The organism is Clostridium sp. YIM B02500 (genome assembly GCF_022324665.1).
Taxonomy (GTDB): Bacteria; Bacillota; Clostridia; order Clostridiales; family Clostridiaceae; genus Clostridium; species Clostridium beijerinckii.
Genome location: NZ_JAKGTE010000015.1, coordinates 75,345 through 97,780 on the forward strand (window position 1 = coordinate 75,345; position 22,436 = coordinate 97,780).

Consider the following 22,436-nt stretch of genomic DNA (forward strand, 5'->3'; position numbering starts at 1 on the left):
CTAAGCAATGGAAGTTTTGAAATATTTACAGAAAGATGCATACAAAGATTTATGAAACCAAAATCTCTGTATGCAAATAAAACAACTTACATATAACTAACTATTTCATAGATTTAGACTTATATTATAGTTTGTATTGTTCAGGATTCAAGATATTAATTTGTTGCAAAAATTTTCTGTTTCTTTTTTCGAGAACTTTTACAAGTTTACCTTCATCTGGCGCAACATCCATTTGATATACTGTATTAAATTTACTAGTTATATGAATATTTGTAATAGGAGGTGCAACGACTAACCATTGGATTTTTAAAAGCTCTAAAAGGCTGAAAACTGCTTCGACTAACTCTGGAGCTGACATAGTTCCGAAAGGATTATCAGAAACTAGAAATAACCAACTGTGATCATCTGCTCGTTGTCTCATAAGCATAGATAGTATAATGAGCTGTGCCATCAGAGTTTGCCCGCCGCTCTTAGTTGATGAAGTAGAACTACCATTATTAATAACTTCCCACTCTTTGTAGTAGCTGTCATCTGGAATTCCTCTAAGAAGAGGGCCTTCAATGGTTGGAATATGAATTTTGAGTTTTGGATATTCCCCAAGAATGTGAAGAACTATGACTGACATATTTATGCTTTTTGACAGTTGCTTAGCGGTTAAGTTATCTACATCAGGGTTCTTTTTTATAATCTTTTCAATCATATCAAGACAAAACTGTTTTACCTGGAAGCGAAAATCATCAATTTTCTGAGGGAAAGAATGATATTTTTCTATCTTTATCAAAGGAAATATTATACCGCTCCAGTTACGTATTTTCATTTTATTCTCTAGATCATCAATACAATTACATATTTCCAAGACTCTTCTTGCGACACGTTCCACCCAGAAGTTCACTGCCTCATCAGCCTTCTTTTTTTGTTCGTTTTCCTGTTCCAGATTATACTTAGCCCAATTATTATAATTTTGTATACTCTTAATGGCCTGCTCATAATCCCAATCCTTTAACCTAATCAAGAAATTTATTATAGCATCTTTAAAATTTAACGGTAGACTATTATTTGAATTAATATAATTTTCAATACGATTTATTTGAACTACTAATTCGTATTTCTTAGCATCATGTTTTTTCATTGCATTATCATAATGCATAACCCAGTCTTCATAGTATTTGGAAGGGTCCTGCAGTAAGGTGTTTCTTTCTTCATTAGTTAATAGGGTATCTTTAGAGGAGCTAGTGATGTGTAATGCACTGAAATTTACCAAAAGTCCATAAATTTTCTTTATTTCTATATCTAAATAATCAATATTCTTCCTTAATGTCTTTTGATCATTAATCGTATCTTTCTTAAGTATCCTAATTTTCTCTCTTTCACCATCAATATCAGCTATTTCAAATTTAACCGCGCCATATTCAGGATAATCTTCTGTTAATTCATCTTTAATCTTTATAACATTTAATCCAACGTCAGAACGCTGTTTGTTATTATTAGAAATATTTGTATTCAGGATAAAAATATTATTTTCAAGATTTCTAACTTTAATATCGAGGTCGTTTGAAATTTTATCTAATACCTGTAAGTCATCTATAGGTTCTGCTGAATCATGCCAATTTAGGCAATTTAGAGTTTCTAGCTTTTCCTGATATTTTGCTAGTTCATTATTTAAAGATTTTAAACTAGATATATAGTTGCCAATTATTGAGTTTCTGTTACTTTTTTCAATTAATAAATTCTTATATATTGTTAACTTTTCATAGTGAACCTTATCAATGGAATTTCCAAAGGATATCAATTTTAAATAATTATCCTCAGAAAAGTCATTTACAATAATGGGAGTAGGAAAACTTATATCACCTAATAAGCTCAATAAATCATTAAAATCTTGTTTTGCAAATCTTAACCATTTAGAGAAAGCATTCTTATTACTTTGATACTGTTCATTAAGTATTTTTGATTCATTTTGTAATTTAGCTAACCTATTCGTACTTTTTTCTAATCTTGTATTAAAATCAGCTAGTTCTTGATTATATTTTAGATAGGTTTCACATTCTTCTTTCCATTGATGTAGATATGTTACTTGCTCATGTTTTATATTTAATTCAGTACTTAATTTTATGATAGCATTTCCAAAAGAAGTGATATTGAGTCTAGCTTCTTTTAGATTGCAGTTCAATGTTTGCCTTTTGATTATTAGGTCTTGAATAAGCTGATTTAGATCCGCAATTTCTTTTTCTAATTCTCTGGATAATTTATTAGCGAAAATTATATCTACACTGCTTAAAAGGCTATCTATTTTAGCTAGCAACTGTTTCTTTTCATCAATTTCGAAAAGTATATCATCAAATTTTTTTTTGATATTCGTATTTCTTTTATTAAACTCATATTCATCAGTAATTAATTCGAATGTTTTATCAATGGGAATATAATCAATCTCAGATATTTTCTGCAGTGATGGATTTATGGTATTGTATCCAATTAGTTTACTGGCTTTGAGTCCATCAACAAGGATAATCATGCTAGAGAACAACTCTTCTCTTAAAAAACTTAAATCAACGTTCTCAAACTCCTCTTTAAGAATAACAACACTAAATGGCAAAGCAGGATTTCTTTTTAAATTAAAAATCTGTTCTTCGTGGTTGCATTGTTTAAGAAAATAAGTTCCATACATATTAGGTATTTGATTTTCGTCCAATAGTTTCTTTAATTTTACAAGATCTTTATTAGCAACATATATGTTCGAAGATTTTCCTTCATCAATAAGATTCATCTCAATTTCTAATTCTAAAAGTTTGCGATTATACTTATTAAGTTTTTCCTCTTGCTCTTCTTTTAGTAAAGTTATTTTATTTTTTAGAATTTCATAGTCTGAACGGGAATAGATATCTTCTATATTTTCTTTTAAAAGTGAACTTGCATTTCTGATAATCTCATTCTCTTTTTCAATATTTTTTTTCAATTTATCTGATAATATTAAAGTAAACTCTTGATTGGAAATTATCTTGTTGTCTAAAGATCCTAAATCATTTTGAATATTTTCAATGTCCGCATGACTTTGTTTAATTTTTTCATTATTATCAGCTATAGCATCATTGTAGGTTGCACAATGTGACTCATAAGCGAATATCACATCATCTAGGAATGACCTGGCCTTTTCACCAAAGAGTTTGATAACAGTTTCTTGCTTATTTAAATGATTAGTAATTTTTTCGTTTAATCTATTAATAGAGTTGTCAATTTCTCTATTTAATATATCCTCGGTGTTAATTGAATCATTAATTGTATTAATATTATTAGTATAAGATATATCCATACGGTAATTCAATGTAACTTTACTTTTCCAATTTTCTTTGATAGATTCCCAGTTATCTTGAAAATATATTTTTATTTCAGCTAATTTTTGTTTTAGCTCATCGAGATCATAATTTTTTTCTAAAAGATCAAGATTAAACTGAATCTCATGTATTTTGCCTGAGCATAAATGGGCCTTTTTTAAAAGCAGATTTATTTTAGATGTCCTCAATTCAGATTTTGTAGTTTCAAGCAGTTGCTCTATGGAATCAAATTCTGCTGATAAATCATGATATTGTTTATCCAACGAGTCTGTTTTTTTTAATTCTTCAATATATCTTAAGTTCTGCTTACGCCATTCTAGTCTATTTATATCTTTTGAAAGTTTATTATAATCATCCATTTTTATAGACTTATAATTAAGTTTTTCCTGATGTATAGTATTCAGCGCAGTGTAAATTTCCTTACCCTTATCCTTAAAGTATTTTTCGGATTTTTGCAATTCATATGTGTACTCATACATATTGATTAGAGGGGAGGTGAATTCATCTAACTCTTCTATACTTCTAATAGTTGATAGGAGAATAGGTAGTTCTTTAGCAACTTTTAATGTCTCTAAAAATGAAGTTGTTATATTAGAGATATTATTCTCATTATCATGGTCAATATCTTCTATTTTATTATTTATTGTTGGTATAATTTTGTCATGAAATAAGCCAATGTTATCAGTGGAGCCTTTAAAGAAACCAGAAATATTACCTTCACATATATTTAAGGTTTTCATAAGGGAAATAGACTGCTGGTCTAACCCATTCTCTTCAAGAAGCTGAATGTAATCATTCTTTCGATTACTGGTATATAGTTCGATTTCTGAATTAGTGGAAAGAAATTTTTTCCACTCGTTTAGTGGTAGGGATTCTTGAGTGCTTTCATCCCAGAGTGGTAGTTGATAAATATCATAGTTGCTGTCTACAGTATATATTTTACTGAAGAGAATATAATCAAGTTCAATAAGGAGCTCTTTTTCTACAAAGTGTTGATGATGGCTGGCCTTTGGGCAAATAGAGATACCGATCATCATTTTCTTAGTATCAGAAATTTGCCATTCTTCTATAATATGTAGAGTATATTCAACGGGTTTTCCTGATGAATTGTGAAAAAAATGTATAACTTTATTTTTATGATCTTTCCAACTGGCCAGTGGATCAAGAGGTTGAAATATAGATTGCAGAAATACTCCTTTTCCTCCTCCATTTCTAAGTGTATATAGAGCATGCATTGGAATACCAGAGCCATCATTAATGGGAACAGTATAGTCATACCTCTGATCTCCAGTTTTTATTTTACATCCATCATATTGTAGTCCTACTATCCAAACTTTTGCTAGTCTTGCTTCCATTTATATAGCCACCTCATTAGTATTTTTCGCTTGATTTATTAAGGATTTCATTAATTCATATCTATCCTGATATTTACCAAGATTTCCAAAGCGGGCTTGTAGTCGCTCATAGAACACAACTGTAGGTGTAACAATAGATGTTTGAGATAACCTTCTAGTAAACACCATTTTATCTTTCTCTAGTATTTTCATTGCGGCATCTATTACGCCAAACTTTGTATCTTTAGAATATCGCACTTTCCCATTTATTGATTTATTATAATGAAGTAATTTCCATTTATTGTGCAAATCTTTTATGGCTAAAGACCATTCAATAGAAAATTTACCATCATTTTTATCATCTATTGTTTTCCAATAATTTAGAATTTTAGTAGTCAATTCTTCTAATTGTTGATATGTTATACCTTCATTTTCCCAACTGATTTTAGTGGACATACTTGTATCCGCTTCAGAAAATAATATTAGGCAAATTAAACCTATTAAGTAGAGATCAATTTTAGATTCATAGGTCTTTATATACTTTTTTAGATCTGTAATTGATGAAGCAAAGACTGAACCATAAGGATTAGACAGCATATGAAGATACTTTTCTTTCTTAGTAATTTTAACTCCTGCCGAATTAGCAAGGGAATTAACGTAATGCCGTACTTCATCAGAGTCAATGTAGGAAATTACCAAAAAGTCATCACAAGGTAGGTAACCCTTATCAAGTAGTTTGAAGAATAAATCTCCGGATATTTTTTCTATTTCATTTTGTGTCATTGTAGTCCACATCCTTTAGATATAAATTATATTTACTTATATTTATATTTCCTTGAATAAATAAGTCATCATCCTTTAATATGTAGGATGAGATTTCTTTATTTAGCAATTTAAGAAAAACTTGATTTTTTTCAATGAGTTTTCTGATTAAAATAATTCTATCATCTATAGTATCGTTTAAAGTTTCTTTTGTAATTATAAATGGTTCTTCCATAGAACTAAAAGACACCCAAAAATCGAGAGCTTCTCTATTTCTAATCCATGAAACGAAAACATCTTCATCTGAATTCTTAAGCCATTCGATAGAAACATGATTTGTAGATAGCAATTTTAAAAAAACAGGTTCCCAAAGTTCTATAATTCTATCCCAATCCAAAGTAATAGGCTTAAGTTCGCTATTAGTTATTTTCTTATCATTATCGGCAAATACGCTGTCACGGGTTGATAGGTGATGCTCTGACAGGCACCATTCCAGCGGAAATAATAATGGCTTTTTGGGAGAGAGAACCAATTCAACCATTTTCAGCATATCATCAGGGCTATCAAATCCGTAAGGGAGGATAGATTCTTCCCAAATAGTTTTGCGGAAGGAACTTCCTAAAACCATCCACATACAACTAAATTCTGTGTTTAATATTTGAAATTCTAATCGTATGTTTTCAATAACAATTTTAGCCAGCTTATCATGAAGGTTTCGGGTTTTATAAATTCTTTTTTCCAATTGAAGGTAAAGAGAGCGATGCTCTTCTATATAATCTAACTTAATAAGAATGCGATTCATTTGAACATACCTTTCAAGTTCATTTTTAAACTGTTCTTTTACTTCAGAAAGCTGATTTCCCCATTGAGTTTTATTATATATAATTGCCTGCTTTGGATTTCTAATTAATTCTTCTTTATGTGCATATTCAGAAGTGATTAATTTTCTTACTCTGAAATCTAGAGCATCCATCATACGTAGTGCACTTTTAAGATTGCCTTTTTTAATAAGTAGTTCTGCTACAAGTTGCTGTATTGATATATCCATTTCTTCAAGAATTTCATGTGTCTTTAATACTACTTCCTGAGCTTCAGGGGATAGCTTGTAAATTTGTAATCCAGATTCTAAGTCACTTACATCTCTATCAATTTCAAAGTATTGAAATTGATATGATTGCCATTTATCAGTTTTATCATCAAAATATAGTTCTTCAAAAGCAAAAGTATATTTCCTGCTACCACTCCAAAAAAGACTGTCAACAATCTTTTCACACTCAGAAATACTTGATTGTAAATGGAAAGCAGAACATATCTTTAAAGTGGAGACAATAAGATCATCTCGGCTACGAGAAAGATCATCATACAATTCTTGATAGAATACTTTAACTAAAAGTGTAAAGCAAATAGATTTACAATATGGAAGAAGACTACCAAATTCAGCACCTGTACCTAATAGGCAAGTTGGAAGCAAATTTTTCTGCCTTTTACCGATATCTTCAATTGAAGATTCCAATGATTTATCAAGCATTATTTAGCAATCCTTTCTTTATTAAAGTTTCAAAGTTTATAAATTCTTGAGGTATTCTCATTTTATTAAACCAAAGAGATTTTATGATTGAGAAGGCATATGGATATTCAAAAAATTCACACTCAATCTCGCTTAGAATTGAATCAATCTTTCTTTGATTAGTAGAAATACACTTTGAATATTCTAGTCCTTGTGAAGTAAGAAAATCATAAAAATTTGCAGCAATGATAATATTCAAATTTTTATTCTTTTTCTTAAGATTATAAAAAATATCAAGTCCTTCAGAATCTATATCGCCAGCATAACGAATATTTAATTTCTCTGGGTGAGGCACAATATCATACAGGTAATCTATAGTACCCTCAATTTTACGCCCAGCTCCCCAAATGAGAATGTTTGGCTTTAGGCCAAGATTCCAATTAAGATTATTTTTTAATATGTTTTTTAGTGTATGATAAGTTGCAAGCCCTTCAATTATAAGAACCTCATGCATCTGATTAATTGGAATGTCATAGCTGATCCAAAAATCAAATGGTTCCCTGACAACTTCGCAATTTAAATCCTTGTATGACAGATTGAGTTTGTTCAATAGAAATTTTCCATCGCTAGAAGATAAGAACTTTTCAGGTTCATTGTTTAAATAGGCAGATATATCATTAAATATTAATAAGGAACGTTCTTCACGAACTAGAATATAATCTGAAGTAGCATCTTTTAGATATTTATATAGACACTCTAATTTTTTAAGCTCTTCAAGAGTCTGATATTTTTTATTACGAATATAAAATGAAATATCTAACTGAGTTGATAACTTAGCTATAGTCTCTGAATTCCATTCATTTATAGTATATTTAGGTTCAATCCACCAATATTTTTTTAGAAATGGTTTTTTACCATTAGTTTTTTTGCAGGAAGTAAGTGGTGATATTATATTTAACATCTCAAGGGTATTGATACATTCGCAAAAGCTCCTATATCCACCATGAGAGTTATAATTTTCACTAGATCCAAATATCTCAAAAATCTTTTGCTCAAGGTTTTCAATATCTATCTTTTTCTTGCGATTACCTTGGGTTTCTTGATAAATGCTTATTTCATTCTTAATAGTATCAATTAAATTAACCATAATTGCATTCACCTCTTTTATATTATTTACAATCAAAGTGAAAATAATACTAAAATGGAATGAATATGTAGAATTTAATATGAATAAATCAATATATTAGGTAATGTAAGGATTATTATGTTATAATTATATGAATTAGATATTATAGGTAAATGCGATTTCGCTATACTGATTAAAGCATGGTCATAGGGGGAATATATAAGTTATGAAGGAATTTTGTATAGTACACTTATCTGACTTACATATAGATAGTACTGAAGATCCTAATCTTGTACTAGTAAGAGAAGGTTTAAAGGAAGATTTGGCAAAGGTTGTAGCTAAAAATAATTTAGAAATAGATGCATTGGCAATTACAGGGGATGTAGTCAACAGAGGAAATATTAAAGCATATGATATAGCGAAAAATGCTATATCTGATATAATGAAAGATTTAGGAATCGGAAAAGAAAAGTTAGTTATAGTTCCAGGTAATCATGATATACCAAGAGATGAGATTAGAAAAATGATGCTAGATAATATTAAGGCGGAGGATTTAAGTCAAATTGATTTTAAAGATAAGTATTGGACACATTTTAAAATTGGATTTGAAGCATATAATAATTTTGCGAATGATATGATGTCAGATACTAAGTATACTGAAGAAGGTTTTGGAGTTAAGGAATTTGTAAAAAGTGACATTAAAGTAAGATGTATAATGCTAAATACAGCATGGACTACTGTAGGAAGTACTGATTATAATAATTTGATAATTGGCCGTTGGCAACTTGAATCTATTAAGAATCATTTAAATTTAGATGACAAGCAGGACCTTACCATAGCATTTAGTCATCATCCATTAAATTGGCTTAAAACAGAGGAACAAGAATTAGCTGATGATTATTTAACAAATAAAAGAAAAATAGGTACGGATGTTCTTATACATGGACATATACATGATGCTAAACTACGGACGGAGAGCACTCCTGATGCTACATTGGTAAAACTAGTTTCAGGCATAGGGTATCCAGAAAAAGAAAATAGGGAAAGTGGACAACCTAAAATAGAAAAATGTAGATATTCTATTTATAAATTTAATGTTGATGAAAATATAATTGAATGTTGGTGTAGAATTTCTAATAAAAACGGAAAGTTCAATCCAGACACTACACTCTATTCAACTTGTGATGATGATGGAAAATATGTATTACCAATAAAACAAAATTTTAGTTTTAAGGACATACAGGAGGAAACGTCTGTTGATATTGAAATAGATCCTGTACCAGTAACAGCTGGATGGATTGGAAGAGATAATGAATTTAAGAAGTTATTGGATGACCAATTTGCGGTTGCAGTAATATCAGGCGTAGGAGGTCAAGGTAAATCAGCCTTAGCAGCTGAATTTTTAAGAAGATATGCCAAAGGTCCAAATAGAAAGTTCGATATGGGGTTATGGGTAGATTGCAGAGAATTACCTGCAACCATTCATCTAAAGTTAGTAGAGCTAATGGAAGTTCTATCCAATGGCAAGGAATCAGTCTCTTTATATAAGGATGAAAAAATAGAAGATACAATTAAAAGATTTTATTGCTATTTAAAGAGGAATAAAATTTTAGTTGTATTTGACAATATAGATGCATATGTAGATATTATAAATCAGCAAATAGTTAATGAATTAGCACAAGTAGTAGAAATGTCACTTGAAAAAGAGCACAATAGTTTGGTTATGCTGACCTGCAGAATACCTATTTCGGATAATAGAGCAAATTTTCTGCCTATAAACCTAAATGGGTTGATAGAAAATGATGGGATACAATTTTTTAAAAAGAGAAATATAAAGGTTGAAACAAGCGAGGATATAGAATATTGTAAAAAAATAATTAGTTATACAAAGGGGCACCCTTGGTGGTTGGGGCTTATTGCTGGTCAAATACAAGTTAATACACTTAGTCTAAAGCAATGTTTTGATCAACTTAGTGGGGATAGTTTGGGAAAAAACGCTAAAGTTAAAGGATATTTTGAAAGTATCTGGGCAGGATTAAATAGTAAAATAAATAAGATGTGCCAAAATATTGTTAGACATTTAGTAGAATCACCAAAACCGTTAAGTGAAAATCAAATTAAGATTATAATGAATAATGAATCGAACTTTAAAGATATACAGAAAGCCATAGTTAGAATTAGGAGCCTAGGATTATTAGAATGGCATCAAGATAGAAATGATATGTTATATCAAGTTCATCCATTAGTTAGGGAATTCATACATGGCAGTTATTCAGTTGATAGACAAAAGCCTTTTGTATGTAAAATACTATACTTATTTTTAAAGCCAGAGCTAGTAGATATGTTATTCTATGATAGAAATAAATTTGAAGCTCAGTTTGTGGAAAAAAATTACAGCAAAGAATTAGTGGATTCGATTGATACATGTCTAAATTCTAGAAATTACGTGGAAGCACTTGAACTTATGTGTAAGGCTCATAACTTATTAAAAAATGACGGATATCATTTGGAATTAGTTTCATTAGGTAGAAGGATACTGGATGAAATAGATTGGAAGAAAGAAGAAATTGCAATAGTGCAGAATAAGGCCTTTTTTTTAACAAATTTAATAGATGTACTCTCATTATTAGGAAATAAAGATGAAATGTATAACTATTTGCAAAGATATGAAGGCCTTGTAAGCAATAACACACTTCCACATACATTATATTTATCTGTTTCGATATTTGTCTTATGGAGAGTTGAAGATTACCAGAAGGCATTCCAATATCTTAAAGAATATGATAGTATAGTGCAAAACTGCCAAAGTCCATGGGAACATCATGATACAAAATATACTCGTGCGTTGTTATTGAGAGATACAGGCAACTATGAGAAGGCACTAACCATTTTCAACGGAAGAAGTGAGAGTGGCGACAAGTATGGAAATATAGGAAGATGCTATCAAAAAATGGGAGATGAGAATAAAGCTATTAAATGTTATAAAAAATCTCTGCAGTTATTAGAAGGTGACGAGACGTTAACCTCAAATTACAATAGAGGATATGCTTTATTTTGGACAGCTGAGATCATGTATGATTTGAATAATATATATGATAGTTGTATATTTTTATATTTAGCAAAAAAGATATGGAAAAAGTTTGCGCCAGGTCTATTATCAAGCTTAGAAAATTTAGAAAGTAAAATAGCGCAACATAACTTGGTGATTAATGACATAGAAGGTGAATCAAGGAATGTGTGGAATAATTTTATCAATCAAGAAGAAGTTGTAGCTCAAAACTAATATTAAGTATAAGGGGTGTCACATAGCGGATTAAAATCCGTCATGCGACAGCCTCTTTTATTATGTTCAGAATTATATCAAAAATAGCATGTAGCTTTAACAGATCTTAATAATTTAAATTAAAAATCTATCTTATTCATAATAATTCTATAATATATAATTTAAAAAGTTATAGAATTAGTGTATACATGTTTATTAATGCGGATAATGATTATTTCTATAATAATATACATCCACATAATAGCGAATATAGCACTATTCACTGTAAATCAGCAAGGGAAGTTTATATAAGATTAGAAAATATGGGGATCAAACCATATCTATTGAGTGATGCGCTAGTTGGAATAATATCACAAAGATTAGTTAAGATTTTATGTGATGATTGTAAGAATATAGATGATGAAAATTCAGTGAATGGAAAGATATTATATAAAAAATGTGGCTGTAAAATGTGTAATTATTCAGGGTATGCAGGAAGACAAATAATCAGTTCGGTTCACTTCTTACAGGACAATAGTGAAAAAAGGATGATGGATTTATATAAGGATAGCAAATACCTATCAAATGAAAATATGAAGAAAGATTTGGAAGAACTATTACTTCAAGGAAAGATATCTAATAGTGATTATATAGAATTTATAGAAGGGGAAAGATTGAATGAATAGTAATGATTCGGAAAATTCAACTTATAGAGGATTTAAAAATATAACATATTTTAGCTTTAAAAAAGGGATGAAGATTAAGCATAAAACAAATGAAAAACAGCTGGCATTAATATCAGGAAGTTTAGCACAGATTTATAAAGATGGAATAAGAATAACTGAAGCATTAGATTTAGTGGCTGATATATTATCAAGTAAGATCTATAAGGATAGTTTATATGGAGTTTTAGAGTTAATAAAACAAGGCAGTAGTTTGTCGCAAGGATTTTCAGAGTTTAAAGACTTATATCCAGAATTCTTCATAGGAATTATTTCAATTGGCGAGAATACGGGAAAACTATATGAGGTGTTAAAGGGATTAAGTATCTATTATGATAAATCGATATTTATTAAGAAAGAAATCCAAAATGCATGTATTTATCCGGTGTTTGTATTTATTTCAATGATATTACTTAGTATATTTTTGGTAAATGAAGTGATTCCGAATTTCTTTGAAATTTATAAATCTATGAATATTAAATTACCAAAAGGTTGCCAAGTCATATATGATATGAGCATTACTTTTAAGGACAATCATCTATTTACTAGTGTGGCAATTTTTTCTTGGAGTGTAATATTAATAATTTTAGCAAAGTGTTTATCTAATCAAATTAGCATAAACAGGCTAACGAAAATAAGTATAGTAAGATCTTTCTTTGAGTATATAATGGTATTACTTTTTTCTATAATAACAAGTACTGGAATAAACATTTCACAGGCTCTTAAATATTGTGAAAATAGTATGAGTTTTATCTATTTACGAAATAAAATTACTGAAATAAATTCAAATATTATAAGCGGGGAAACTCTAACTGAGTCGTTGGAGAAAAGTGGAGTCTTTTCAAAATATGCGTTAGCTATTGTAAGGATTAGAGAGGAAGGTGGAACAATAGAAGAAGGTTTTAAAGAATTAGCAAATACTCTAGAATATAGACTTAATGAGAAAATACAAAAATATTTAAAAATGATAAACCCGATTTTCATAATTATGATGGCAAGCTTCATAACTCTATTTCTACTGATATTTGTCCTTCCGTTGTTTAATAATCTTCAGGGTGGAATAAGAAAATGAGAAGCGATGGATTTACTTTAATAGAAACTATGGTAAGTGTTTTTATAATAACAATTTTACTTAGTGTAGGAATATCATTAAGTAAATTTGCTCGAAATGTATCAAAAAATATGGACAATTCGGAATATATTTATGAGATTCAAAATTTACTTTCATATGGCAAAGCGGTTTGTAGAGAAAAGAATAACTATGGAAAAATAACTGTAAATGCAAGTAAAAATGAAATTAAATTTATAGATGGATGGGATAGTATAGATAAGACTGTATGTATTCCGAAAGAAATAAAAATCATTAGTGGAGATATAAATATATTGGTAACGCCAGATGGGAAAATATCTAGGGGGAATACAATAAAGATAATAGATAATTGCGGTGTAAAGCAGGATATAACGATAGGCGTTGGAGTGGATTTGATTAGTATAAAGAATGGTGAAGCAATATGAAAAAGCAGGGCAGTATATTAATTGAAACATTAGCGTCTGCAATGATTTTAACTTTGACTGTTACATTTATTATAAGTACGAGCATAGAAAATTCTAATATACTAAGGGAAAGAATTTTACAAGAAGAAGTCGATAGGGCAATAAGTAATTTGGAAAATGAATTAAAATACAATACATCAAATGAAGAAATGCATGAAATGTTAGAAAATAAAATTGGATTTAAATATAATGGGGATTTTAGTAGAGAATTAACATATAAAAGTCTAGATGAATTAGAAGATGGTGAAGACATTAAGTTAAACAAAATAAGTGAGGATGACATTGGCTTGAATTTAGAAATAGTAGCTAATATTAAGGTCGGAAAAAATGAAGTGAATGTGGAAAAAAAGTTTACTAAAAGTTGGTGGATGGATGAAGTATAAAATTGGATATGTTTTTAAAAAGAAGAGAGGATTTACTATTATTGAATCATTAGTGTATATTTTTTTAACAACAATGATTTTGGCATCTGGAATAAGTTTGTTTACATCCATGTATAGAGCGTATTTAGAATCAATTCAGTTAAGTATAAAGTATAATAACTATCAAAATTTTTTTATAGATTTAGATAATATTATAAGTGAAGGTGGAATTAAGCAGATAACAGTTAATAATAACCAAATTAAATTTTTAAAGAATGATGAATTCAATAGCATGGATAAAATAATTAAATCTTATGACGGAAAAATTTTTATAAAATATACAAGAAATGATGTTACACAAACAATAAATACTATGCTTGAAGATATAGACAATCTTGAAATTAAGGGAAAAGGAAAATTAATTTATTTTATACTACATGACAAAGATGGGAGGGAATTTATTAAGTGCATTTGAAGAAAAAAGGAACTGTATTAATAAGTACTATGATAGTATTATCCTTAATGAGCATTCTAGGGTGTTTTATGTTTAAAATGATGAAAAACAACAATGAACTAAGCTGTTTATACAATTTTGATAAAGATAGGTATGATTTGAATTCAAATGAGGAGCAAGTGTTAAATAAGTTTATGATAGAGATTAATAGAGAGAAAGTAAATAGTGAGAAACTGAATGAAGATATGTTTTCAGAAAACTTTAATAAAAAAATAGATGATAATATAATCGAATACAATAAAGATAATAATAAACTTCTATTAACAACTTACAAAGAAGATGATGTAATAAGAAAAAGATCAATTATTTACAGTTTTAAGGGGGAAAAAATAATTTTAATTCCAACATATAATTTTGATGACTATAACAAATAGCATCTATGATAATGTGAATAATTATAAAAGCATTTAGACTAAGAGTTTATAAAAGAGGTATTTAATGAGAAAATCAATAATATTTATTAAAAAAAATTATTGCACATATGATGGAAAAAAATATGATTTTAATGAATTTAGAGAATTAAGTAGTTTATTAACTTCAAATATAAAGGTGGTAATACTTCAAGAAGAATTATTTGTGAGCCATTTTGAGAATGCTGTAAGAAGATATAAATTATGCAACTTTGTAGATTCAAAAATTAGAAATGATTTTCCTCAAAATGGAGATATACTATATGATTTTGAGAAAAAGGGAAATGTAATTTCAATATACTCTATAAAGGGGTCTAAGAGAGTTGAAAAAGTAGTGGAGAAGGCAATAAATATAGAAATTAAGCCAATTCAATTTATAATAAAAGATGCTTTGATGAAAATAGTTAGAGATAATAATAGAAATTTTAAAGCACTAATAAAATATGATACATGCTATTATTATGTATCATTTAGGGATAGATTATATCATGATGGATTTGTTTCTGAAAATAAACATATTGTTGAAGAGAAACTTTTAAAGAAAGGTGATCTCGAAGGAATATACGTTGATGACAATACGGTTGATATTATTTCAGACAATAACAAATCTAAGGCTAAAAAAGTGAATATAGGAGAATTTATAAATGAAAATATATACGAAAAACAAAGATTTCATTCCAGAAAGATTTTTTAACAAGGCTGAAATGAACACAATTAGAAAGGAGAATAAAGTAATAATATTATTTTTAATTATTAACTTAATTGCTTTTCCGTTTGTAGTTCAAAATATAAGTGAAACTAAAGAAAGTTCTAAATTAAATAGAAATAGTAACCTAGAAGAAGGTAAGATTAAGTTTGAAGATATTAGCATTTGGGTAAAAAATTTAATGAAAGACAATATTGAAGAGGCACACATAACTAATAATGGCGGGGATATAATAGTAAATAATTTAAGTGATATAGATGAGTTAAGTTCCAATGGTTTTATAGAAATACATGATATGAATTTAAATGATAATGAAAAATATAAACTAGGAGTAAGCTTATATGAATAGACTACTCAAGCATATAATTTTAAGCATAATGATAATATTAGCCTTTACGCAAATACTATGTATAAATAATATAAAAAAAGCTAATAATATCAAAGTATACAATTATCAAAATAAATTTTACGATCATAAAACTTTAAAACAAATTAACAGAGATTTAGATTGCTTAAATGAAAAGAATATTCTTTCTGCTAATGAAAAAGACGGTAAATGGTATGTGAAAATAAAAATATCCGGTAGTAAAGATGATCTATTAAATGAGTTGCCTAAATTAAAAAATTATGATGTGAATAACTATATTATAGATAAAAATAAGGACGAAACCTCTATTATATTAGATATAAGCACTAAGGAAAGTGTTTAAAAGGTTATAAAATTATAAAATTTTACTGGAAAATAATCAGAAAGATTGCAATTATCATTGTCTTTTGATAAAATATGAGTGTTATGTCAACGATTAAGTATATTAGCTTAATATTTGGAAAAAGTTACGCGGTAATTAGGCATATTAAAAAAATAACAAGTCATTATGATAGTCTGTTTTGTATAATACTAAAGTAATATATTTACTGAATAATATATTACTTTGATGTAATGTTGTTTATTTAGTAACAAAAAGAATACAGAACATCTTAGAGGTGTTATTTATTATATGTCTTATTTTATAAATTTGGAGGGATCTTTAATGATAACAGCAGGAGATATAAGAAAAGGAACAACGTTTGAATTGGATGGACAAGTATTTACAGTAGTAGAATTTTTACATGTTAAGCCAGGTAAAGGAGCAGCATTCGTAAGAACTAAACTTAGAAATGTAATTTCAGGTGGAGTTACAGATACAACATTCAACCCAACTACAAAATTACAAGAAGCAGTAATTGAAAGAAAAGAAATGCAATATCTTTATTCAGATGGAGAATTATATTACTTCATGGATCAAGAAACATATGAGCAAATTCCTTTAAACTATGAAAAAGTTGAAGATGCAATAAGATTCTTAAAAGAAAATATGTTTGCAACAATAAAATTCTTTAAAGGTGATGCATTCTCAGTAGAAGCTCCAAACTTTGTTGAATTATTAATAACACAATCTGAACCAGGTGTTAAAGGAAACACTGCTACTAATGCAATGAAACCAGCTACACTTGAAACAGGTGCGATAGTTAATGTTCCTATGTTTGTTAATGAAGGTGATGTTATAAGAGTAGACACTAGAACTGGCGAATACATGGAAAGAGTTTAAGCTATATAGTTGCTAAGCGAGAAGCTTAGCAACTTTATTTTATATTTAATCTCAACATTTTTACAAATAAAGAGAAGGAAGTGAAAAGATATGGAAGAGCTTAGCAAAGAGATTGAAGCTTTAAAAAAGAATTTATCTAAAATAGAAAATAAGGATTATAAAGAATGTTTTGATAATGTATATTCTATTTTAGAAGTTATGAATCAAAGAATAGAAGAGTTGACTGTAAATCAAGAAACATTGGAAGAAAATATTAGATTTATGGATGATGATTTATCAAATATTCAAGATGAACTATTTGAAGAGATGTCTATAGATGAATTAAATGATATCGAAGATGAATATACGGAAATAAACTGTATTCATTGTAATAAACCAATTTTTATTGAACAATCTACCCTAAGCAATAACGAAGAAATTCCATGTCCTTATTGTAAAAAGAATATAAAAGGATAATTAATTATTAAATATATAAATAAAATGGCTATCTTAAAGTTAAATTTAAGATAGCCATTTTTTAATTTACATATTTTTATTATAATTCAGTAATATTTTGGGGAGATATTAAATATTAATTAATTAAGAGAACGATGGAGGAGGCAGTGGAGTTTTGATTGGTGAAGAAGAGATAGTAGGAATTTTTCCAACTAAAATAGGCAATTTACTTAAGGATAGGCTTAATAAGGAACAGGTATATGAGCTTAGAATTAAAATTGGGAAACCAATTTTAGTTTACTCAAAATATGGAGAAAGTATTATTAATTATATTTCTACAAAGGAAGATATGAAAAGTATTATGCAAAAAGTTTCCAATTATTCATTATATGCCTATGAAGAAGATATAAGGCAAGGATTTATAACAATTAAAGGTGGACATAGGATCGGCATAGCTGGTGAATGTGTAATGGAAAAGGGTGAAGTAAAGACTATACGAAATATTTCATCTGTAAATATAAGAATTTGCAGAGAAGTAATTGGATGTTCAAATAAGGTTATGAAATATATTACATCAGCATATAAAGTTTATAATACTATAATAATTTCTCCACCTAAATGTGGAAAGACAACAATTTTACGAGACATAGCTAGAAATATATCAAGTGGAATGCCATCTTTGGGGATTGCTGGTAAGAAGGTGGCGGTGATAGATGAACGAAGTGAAATAGGAGCCTGCTATTTTGGAATTCCTCAAAGCGATTTAGGAATCAGAACAGATGTATTAGATAACTGTTTAAAAAGAGAAGGGTTAATCATGGCAATTAGAAGTCTTTCTCCGGAAGTACTAATTTGCGATGAAATAGGTACTAAGGGAGATGTAGAAGCACTTATTATGGCGTTCAATTCTGGCGTAAATATAATAACAACAATCCATGGTTTTACAATAGAAGATCTATATAAGAGAAGGGTCCTTAGTGACTTATTAGATAATGAGATTTTGGAAAGAGTAATAATATTAAGTAATAGAAATGGTATTGGAACAGTTGAAAATGTGTATAGCATAAAAGGAGGTGAGAGTATGTGCTTAAATTAATTCTTATAGTATGCATATTTATTATAAGCACATATATAGGATTTGCATATGGAGAAACTTTCAAGAAAAGGCAGGAGCAGCTTAAAGAGATATTGAAATCTTTAACAATTCTCCAAAATGATATAGTTTATGGAACAACTCCTTTGCCTGAAGCTTTAGGAAATTTATCACATAAAGTGTGCAAGCCTCTGAGCAATTTTATTGAATTAGTGGTTAATAGATTACTAAAAGGGAATGTAGAAAGCGTATATGAAGCAGCATTAGAGGAGTTTGAAGTGTTGGAAAATGAATTTTATCTTGAACGTGATGACAGAAAGATAATGTCAGATTTTTTTAAGTCTCTTGGAGAATCAGGTGTTTATGGACAAGAAAAAATATTCTTATTGGCGATTGAAGGAATAAAAATAAATCTAAGTGATGCAGAGGAAAATGCAAAGAAGAATACAAAGCTTTATAGATATCTTGGAGTATGTTTGGGAGCAATGATAATCATATTTATGATATGAGGTCATTATAAATAATTTATAATAGCTAAAATAATTATACTAAATAAGGATTGGAGGAAGATAAATGCATGATATAACTATACTTTTTAAAATTGGAGGAGCTGGGATACTTTTAGTAGTATTAGATAAGGTTCTTACTAGCAGTGGAAAAGGTGAGATTGCAGCTATAACAAATATTGCAGGAGTTGTAATAATTCTGCTTATGATAGTTTCGATCATAGGGGATTTATTTAGTACTGTTAAAACTATGTTTGTAATGTAGGGATGCAGATTATGTTAATAGTAAAAATTGTAGGCATAGCGTTTATAACATTATTTATTATGCTATTATTCAAGCAATCTAAAAATGAATTAAATACATTCCTTGTTCTAACTGCGGGTGCATTAATTCTTCTTATTATGATAGAGCCACTTAGACAAGTGATAGACTTTGTAAAAGAAATTGCAGATAAAGCCAATATTGATATGGTATATATTGGAATAGTACTAAAGATTTTGGCTATAGCATATATAGCATCATTTTCAAGTGCATTATGTAAGGATGCTAATGCCGATAGCCTTGCGACTCAAATAGATTTATCAGGTAAAATAATGATTTTAGTACTAGCAATTCCGATACTTATGGCAGTATTAAATTCTATATTGCAGATAATGTAGGTGTTTATATATGAAGATGATAAAAAGAGTTACGTTTATAGTATTAATGAGCCTTATGATTAACATATTTATTTCGGCTGTGACAGGTGATTCTTTTATTGAATCGAGAACTATTTATGCGGCAGAAGTAAATAATAAAGTTGATATTGAAACAGGTAATAACACAAACTTTTATGATAAGAATAAAAGTAAACAATCTTCTGAAAATGAAGTTAACATAGATGAATTAGGGGGAAGTGCGAAAGAAGAAATTAATTCGCTATATGAATATATAAGCAAAATGAAAACAGATGTTGAGCTCATGAACAATTTAAATCCAGTTGAATATGTCGAAACTTATATCAAAGAAGGTAAAGGGAATCTTTCAATTGATACACTTCTAAAAGCAGCATTAAGCATAATATTTAAAGAAGTGAAAAGTGTATTATCTTTAGTAATATCAATAGTTACAATAGTAATAATATGTTCACTACTAAAAAATCTACAAGATGCATTTTCAGGTGAAAGTATATCCCAAGTAGCATTTTATGCATGCTACGCCTTAATAATAATGGTGCTATCAAAGAGTTTTATAATTTCAATTTCAGTTGCTAAAGATGTAATAAATAATATTTCAGATTTTATGAGTGCGCTTCTCCCTATTCTTGTGACTATGATTTCTCTTGCTGGAGGAATAGCAGCGGCTACTACATTAGATCCTATAGTACTTGGTGCAGTTGTATTTATACCTAAAGTTTATTCCAATGTGATAATTCCAATGATATTAATGGGATTTGTATTAGAATTTGCGAATAACATATCAGCAGAGCATAAAATAAATAATTTGTGTAAGTTGTTTAAGCAGATCATTATATGGTTTCAGGGAATCATAGTAACAATTTTTATAGGATTATTAACGATTAGAGGAATTACATCAACTACGATTGATGCAGTAACACTAAAGACGGCAAAATTCGCTGTAGACAACTTTATTCCTATTGTTGGAAAAGCCTTTTCGGATGCGATTACTTCTGTTGCTGGATATTCACTTATAATAAAAAACGCTATAAGTTCAATAGGGTTAGTTGTAATTATCTTAATTCTCTTACATCCCCTTATTAAGTTGGTTCTTATAGAGTTTATATATAAATTATCAGCAGCATTAATAGAACCAATAAGCGATTCGAGAATAACGAAGTCATTGGAGGCAGCGGGAAGTTCCATGATGCTTATAATATCATGTGTATTAACTGTAAGCTTTATGTTTTTTATATTAATAGGCATCATGGCATCCACTGGTAGGTTTATAGTTGGAGGATAAAATACTATGTTTATGGAAGCTTTAAAAAAATTTGTAATTACCCTTGTGACTGTTCTTATATTTATGAGCGCTGTAGAGATGATTGCTCCTAGTAAGATGAAGAAATATATAAAATTTGTATTGGGATTAATATTAATAACGATTATATTAAATCCAATCTTGCAAATTGTAGAAGGTGGAGAAAAAAACTTTACAGATGTCATTAATAATTATGAACAAGCATTTTCAAAAGATAGAGATACAGCTAATTTTGACAGTATAAATACATTAAGCAAAAGTAATACAGATGATGAGAGAAAAAAAGCATTTGTAGCCAACTTTAATAAAAATTGTGATAACATTTTAAAAAATAATTTCAAAGAGATGAACTTTAAGAGCGAAGTTGATTGTGATGTGGATTTTAGTAAAGTAGCTATAAATGTAAAGAAACTTAGGATAGGTGTAAGTAGTAATAAAATAAATAAAATAAAAAAAATAGTAATAAGCAAAGGTGCAGATGAAAATAACGAAGGAAAAAATGCGGAATATAGTGAAATAGCTGATTTTGCAAGCAATGAATTAAACATTCCAAAGGAGAAAATAGAAGTATATGGATTAGAGGAGTAGGAGGTATATATATGGATAAAGATAAATTTAAAAAAGAATTTAGCAAAATACTAGAGCAGAAAAAGATGAAAAGTCTTATAGCAGTTTGTATAATACTTGCATTTATACTTATTGCTATGAATGTATTTTCATCTGGCAACAATAATTTTAGCAGCAATAAACTATCATCTACCGCAGCTAAAACAAATGCAGAAAATGTAGATGATACTAAAATAAATAATGAATCAGATGAAAAAAATTATGAAGAAAAACAAAAAAATGATTTAAAAAACATATTAAAGAAAATGAATGGAGTTGGTGATGTTGAGGTAATGATGTCTTTTGAAAATGGGGGAGAAAAAGTCCCAGCGTATGATAAGAATAATCAAAAGTCAACTACAGAGGAAAATGATACCGAGGGTGGAAAAAGAGTTACAAATCAAGACACAGATGCGTCAAAAACTGTAATGACAACATCTGATGGAAATAATGAACCATTTATTTTGAAAACATATAAGCCTAAAATTACTGGGATAATAATACTTGCAGAAGGTGCTGACAATAGCAAGATAAAATATGGAATAGAACAAGCTGTGTCAAAACTATATAACTTAAGTTTAGATAAGGTTAATGTATATAGCATGAAGAAGTAGCATATAATTTTATAGAAAAAGAATGGG

23 protein-coding genes are annotated in these 22,436 nt (G+C 28.6%); 19 read left to right on the plus strand and 4 right to left on the minus strand.

The features are described 5' to 3' along the window. Window positions 1-124: 124 nt before the first annotated feature. The 4 genes from L1S46_RS13990 to L1S46_RS14005 are packed head-to-tail and all read right to left on the minus strand — an operon-like array spanning window position 125 to window position 8,079. Window positions 125-4,684, minus strand: coding sequence for a hypothetical protein (locus tag L1S46_RS13990; RefSeq protein WP_238900270.1), 4,560 nt, complete (start codon window positions 4,682-4,684; stop codon window positions 125-127). Beyond that, window positions 4,685-5,446 carry a DUF6063 family protein gene (locus L1S46_RS13995; protein WP_238900271.1) on the minus strand — a complete coding sequence of 254 codons (762 nt, stop codon included), beginning with the start codon at window positions 5,444-5,446 and terminating at the stop codon, window positions 4,685-4,687. Further along, entirely contained in the window at window positions 5,433-6,953 is a 1,521-nt protein-coding gene (locus L1S46_RS14000; protein WP_238900272.1) for a hypothetical protein, read from the minus strand. Before L1S46_RS14000 ends, L1S46_RS13995 begins: the two co-directional genes overlap by 14 nt. Further along, complete coding sequence (locus tag L1S46_RS14005; RefSeq protein ID WP_238900273.1) at window positions 6,946-8,079, minus strand: Wadjet anti-phage system protein JetD domain-containing protein; 1,134 nt, start codon at window positions 8,077-8,079, stop codon at window positions 6,946-6,948. Before L1S46_RS14005 ends, L1S46_RS14000 begins: the two co-directional genes overlap by 8 nt. A gap of 205 nt (window positions 8,080-8,284) precedes the next feature. On the opposite strand from L1S46_RS14005, the gene L1S46_RS14010 reads away from it, so the two are divergent. From L1S46_RS14010 to spoIIIAG, 19 genes are all read left to right on the plus strand, one after another. Then, entirely contained in the window at window positions 8,285-11,341 is a 3,057-nt protein-coding gene (locus L1S46_RS14010; protein WP_238900274.1) for a metallophosphoesterase, read from the plus strand. A 188-nt stretch (window positions 11,342-11,529) separates the two neighbouring features. After that, entirely contained in the window at window positions 11,530-12,006 is a 477-nt protein-coding gene (locus L1S46_RS14015; RefSeq protein ID WP_238900275.1) for an ATPase, T2SS/T4P/T4SS family, read from the plus strand. Next, window positions 11,999-13,114, plus strand: coding sequence for a type II secretion system F family protein (locus L1S46_RS14020; RefSeq protein WP_238900276.1), 1,116 nt, complete (start codon window positions 11,999-12,001; stop codon window positions 13,112-13,114). Before L1S46_RS14015 ends, L1S46_RS14020 begins: the two co-directional genes overlap by 8 nt. Then, window positions 13,111-13,557: a type II secretion system protein gene (locus L1S46_RS14025; RefSeq protein WP_238900277.1), complete on the plus strand. Its 447-nt coding sequence runs from the start codon at window positions 13,111-13,113 to the stop codon at window positions 13,555-13,557. Before L1S46_RS14020 ends, L1S46_RS14025 begins: the two co-directional genes overlap by 4 nt. Then, window positions 13,554-13,979, plus strand: a complete 426-nt coding sequence (locus L1S46_RS14030) for a hypothetical protein (protein ID WP_238900278.1) — start codon at window positions 13,554-13,556, stop codon at window positions 13,977-13,979. Before L1S46_RS14025 ends, L1S46_RS14030 begins: the two co-directional genes overlap by 4 nt. Next, a complete protein-coding gene (locus L1S46_RS14035; protein WP_238900279.1) occupies window positions 13,969-14,433 on the plus strand; it encodes a hypothetical protein in 465 nt (154 codons plus the stop codon). The genes L1S46_RS14030 and L1S46_RS14035 overlap by 11 nt, the downstream gene beginning before the upstream one ends. Further along, window positions 14,424-14,846: a hypothetical protein gene (locus L1S46_RS14040; RefSeq protein WP_041895745.1), complete on the plus strand. Its 423-nt coding sequence runs from the start codon at window positions 14,424-14,426 to the stop codon at window positions 14,844-14,846. Before L1S46_RS14035 ends, L1S46_RS14040 begins: the two co-directional genes overlap by 10 nt. 64 nt (window positions 14,847-14,910) lie before the next feature. Beyond that, on the plus strand, window positions 14,911-15,576 hold the full coding sequence (locus L1S46_RS14045; protein ID WP_238900280.1) for a hypothetical protein: 666 nt from the start codon (window positions 14,911-14,913) through the stop codon (window positions 15,574-15,576). Further along, the gene (locus tag L1S46_RS14050) at window positions 15,527-15,937 is read left to right on the plus strand and encodes a hypothetical protein (protein ID WP_017208891.1); all 411 of its coding nucleotides are present in this window, start codon (window positions 15,527-15,529) and stop codon (window positions 15,935-15,937) included. Before L1S46_RS14045 ends, L1S46_RS14050 begins: the two co-directional genes overlap by 50 nt. Beyond that, window positions 15,930-16,298 (plus strand): hypothetical protein, encoded by a 369-nt coding sequence (locus tag L1S46_RS14055; RefSeq protein WP_011969013.1) that lies wholly within the window; start codon window positions 15,930-15,932, stop codon window positions 16,296-16,298. Before L1S46_RS14050 ends, L1S46_RS14055 begins: the two co-directional genes overlap by 8 nt. A gap of 321 nt (window positions 16,299-16,619) precedes the next feature. Then, a complete protein-coding gene (efp, locus tag L1S46_RS14060; RefSeq protein WP_023974718.1) occupies window positions 16,620-17,177 on the plus strand; it encodes an elongation factor P in 558 nt (185 codons plus the stop codon). A gap of 90 nt (window positions 17,178-17,267) precedes the next feature. Then, window positions 17,268-17,633 carry a CD1247 N-terminal domain-containing protein gene (locus tag L1S46_RS14065; RefSeq protein ID WP_011969015.1) on the plus strand — a complete coding sequence of 122 codons (366 nt, stop codon included), beginning with the start codon at window positions 17,268-17,270 and terminating at the stop codon, window positions 17,631-17,633. A 154-nt stretch (window positions 17,634-17,787) separates the two neighbouring features. Next, on the plus strand, window positions 17,788-18,708 hold the full coding sequence (gene spoIIIAA, locus L1S46_RS14070) for a stage III sporulation protein AA (protein ID WP_023974716.1): 921 nt from the start codon (window positions 17,788-17,790) through the stop codon (window positions 18,706-18,708). Continuing rightward, complete coding sequence (gene spoIIIAB / locus L1S46_RS14075; RefSeq protein WP_023974715.1) at window positions 18,696-19,214, plus strand: stage III sporulation protein SpoIIIAB; 519 nt, start codon at window positions 18,696-18,698, stop codon at window positions 19,212-19,214. Before spoIIIAA ends, spoIIIAB begins: the two co-directional genes overlap by 13 nt. A 64-nt stretch (window positions 19,215-19,278) precedes the next feature. After that, the gene (gene spoIIIAC / locus L1S46_RS14080) at window positions 19,279-19,476 is read left to right on the plus strand and encodes a stage III sporulation protein AC (protein ID WP_011969018.1); all 198 of its coding nucleotides are present in this window, start codon (window positions 19,279-19,281) and stop codon (window positions 19,474-19,476) included. A gap of 11 nt (window positions 19,477-19,487) precedes the next feature. Next, window positions 19,488-19,871: a stage III sporulation protein AD gene (gene spoIIIAD / locus L1S46_RS14085; protein WP_011969019.1), complete on the plus strand. Its 384-nt coding sequence runs from the start codon at window positions 19,488-19,490 to the stop codon at window positions 19,869-19,871. A 10-nt stretch (window positions 19,872-19,881) separates the two neighbouring features. Next, window positions 19,882-21,171: a stage III sporulation protein AE gene (gene spoIIIAE, locus L1S46_RS14090; RefSeq protein WP_238900281.1), complete on the plus strand. Its 1,290-nt coding sequence runs from the start codon at window positions 19,882-19,884 to the stop codon at window positions 21,169-21,171. Window positions 21,172-21,177: 6 nt separating this feature from the next. Beyond that, window positions 21,178-21,777: a stage III sporulation protein AF gene (spoIIIAF, locus tag L1S46_RS14095; RefSeq protein WP_039770559.1), complete on the plus strand. Its 600-nt coding sequence runs from the start codon at window positions 21,178-21,180 to the stop codon at window positions 21,775-21,777. Between the two features lie 11 nt (window positions 21,778-21,788). Beyond that, a complete protein-coding gene (spoIIIAG, locus tag L1S46_RS14100; protein ID WP_017208896.1) occupies window positions 21,789-22,409 on the plus strand; it encodes a stage III sporulation protein AG in 621 nt (206 codons plus the stop codon). The last annotated feature ends 27 nt before the right edge of the window (window positions 22,410-22,436 follow it).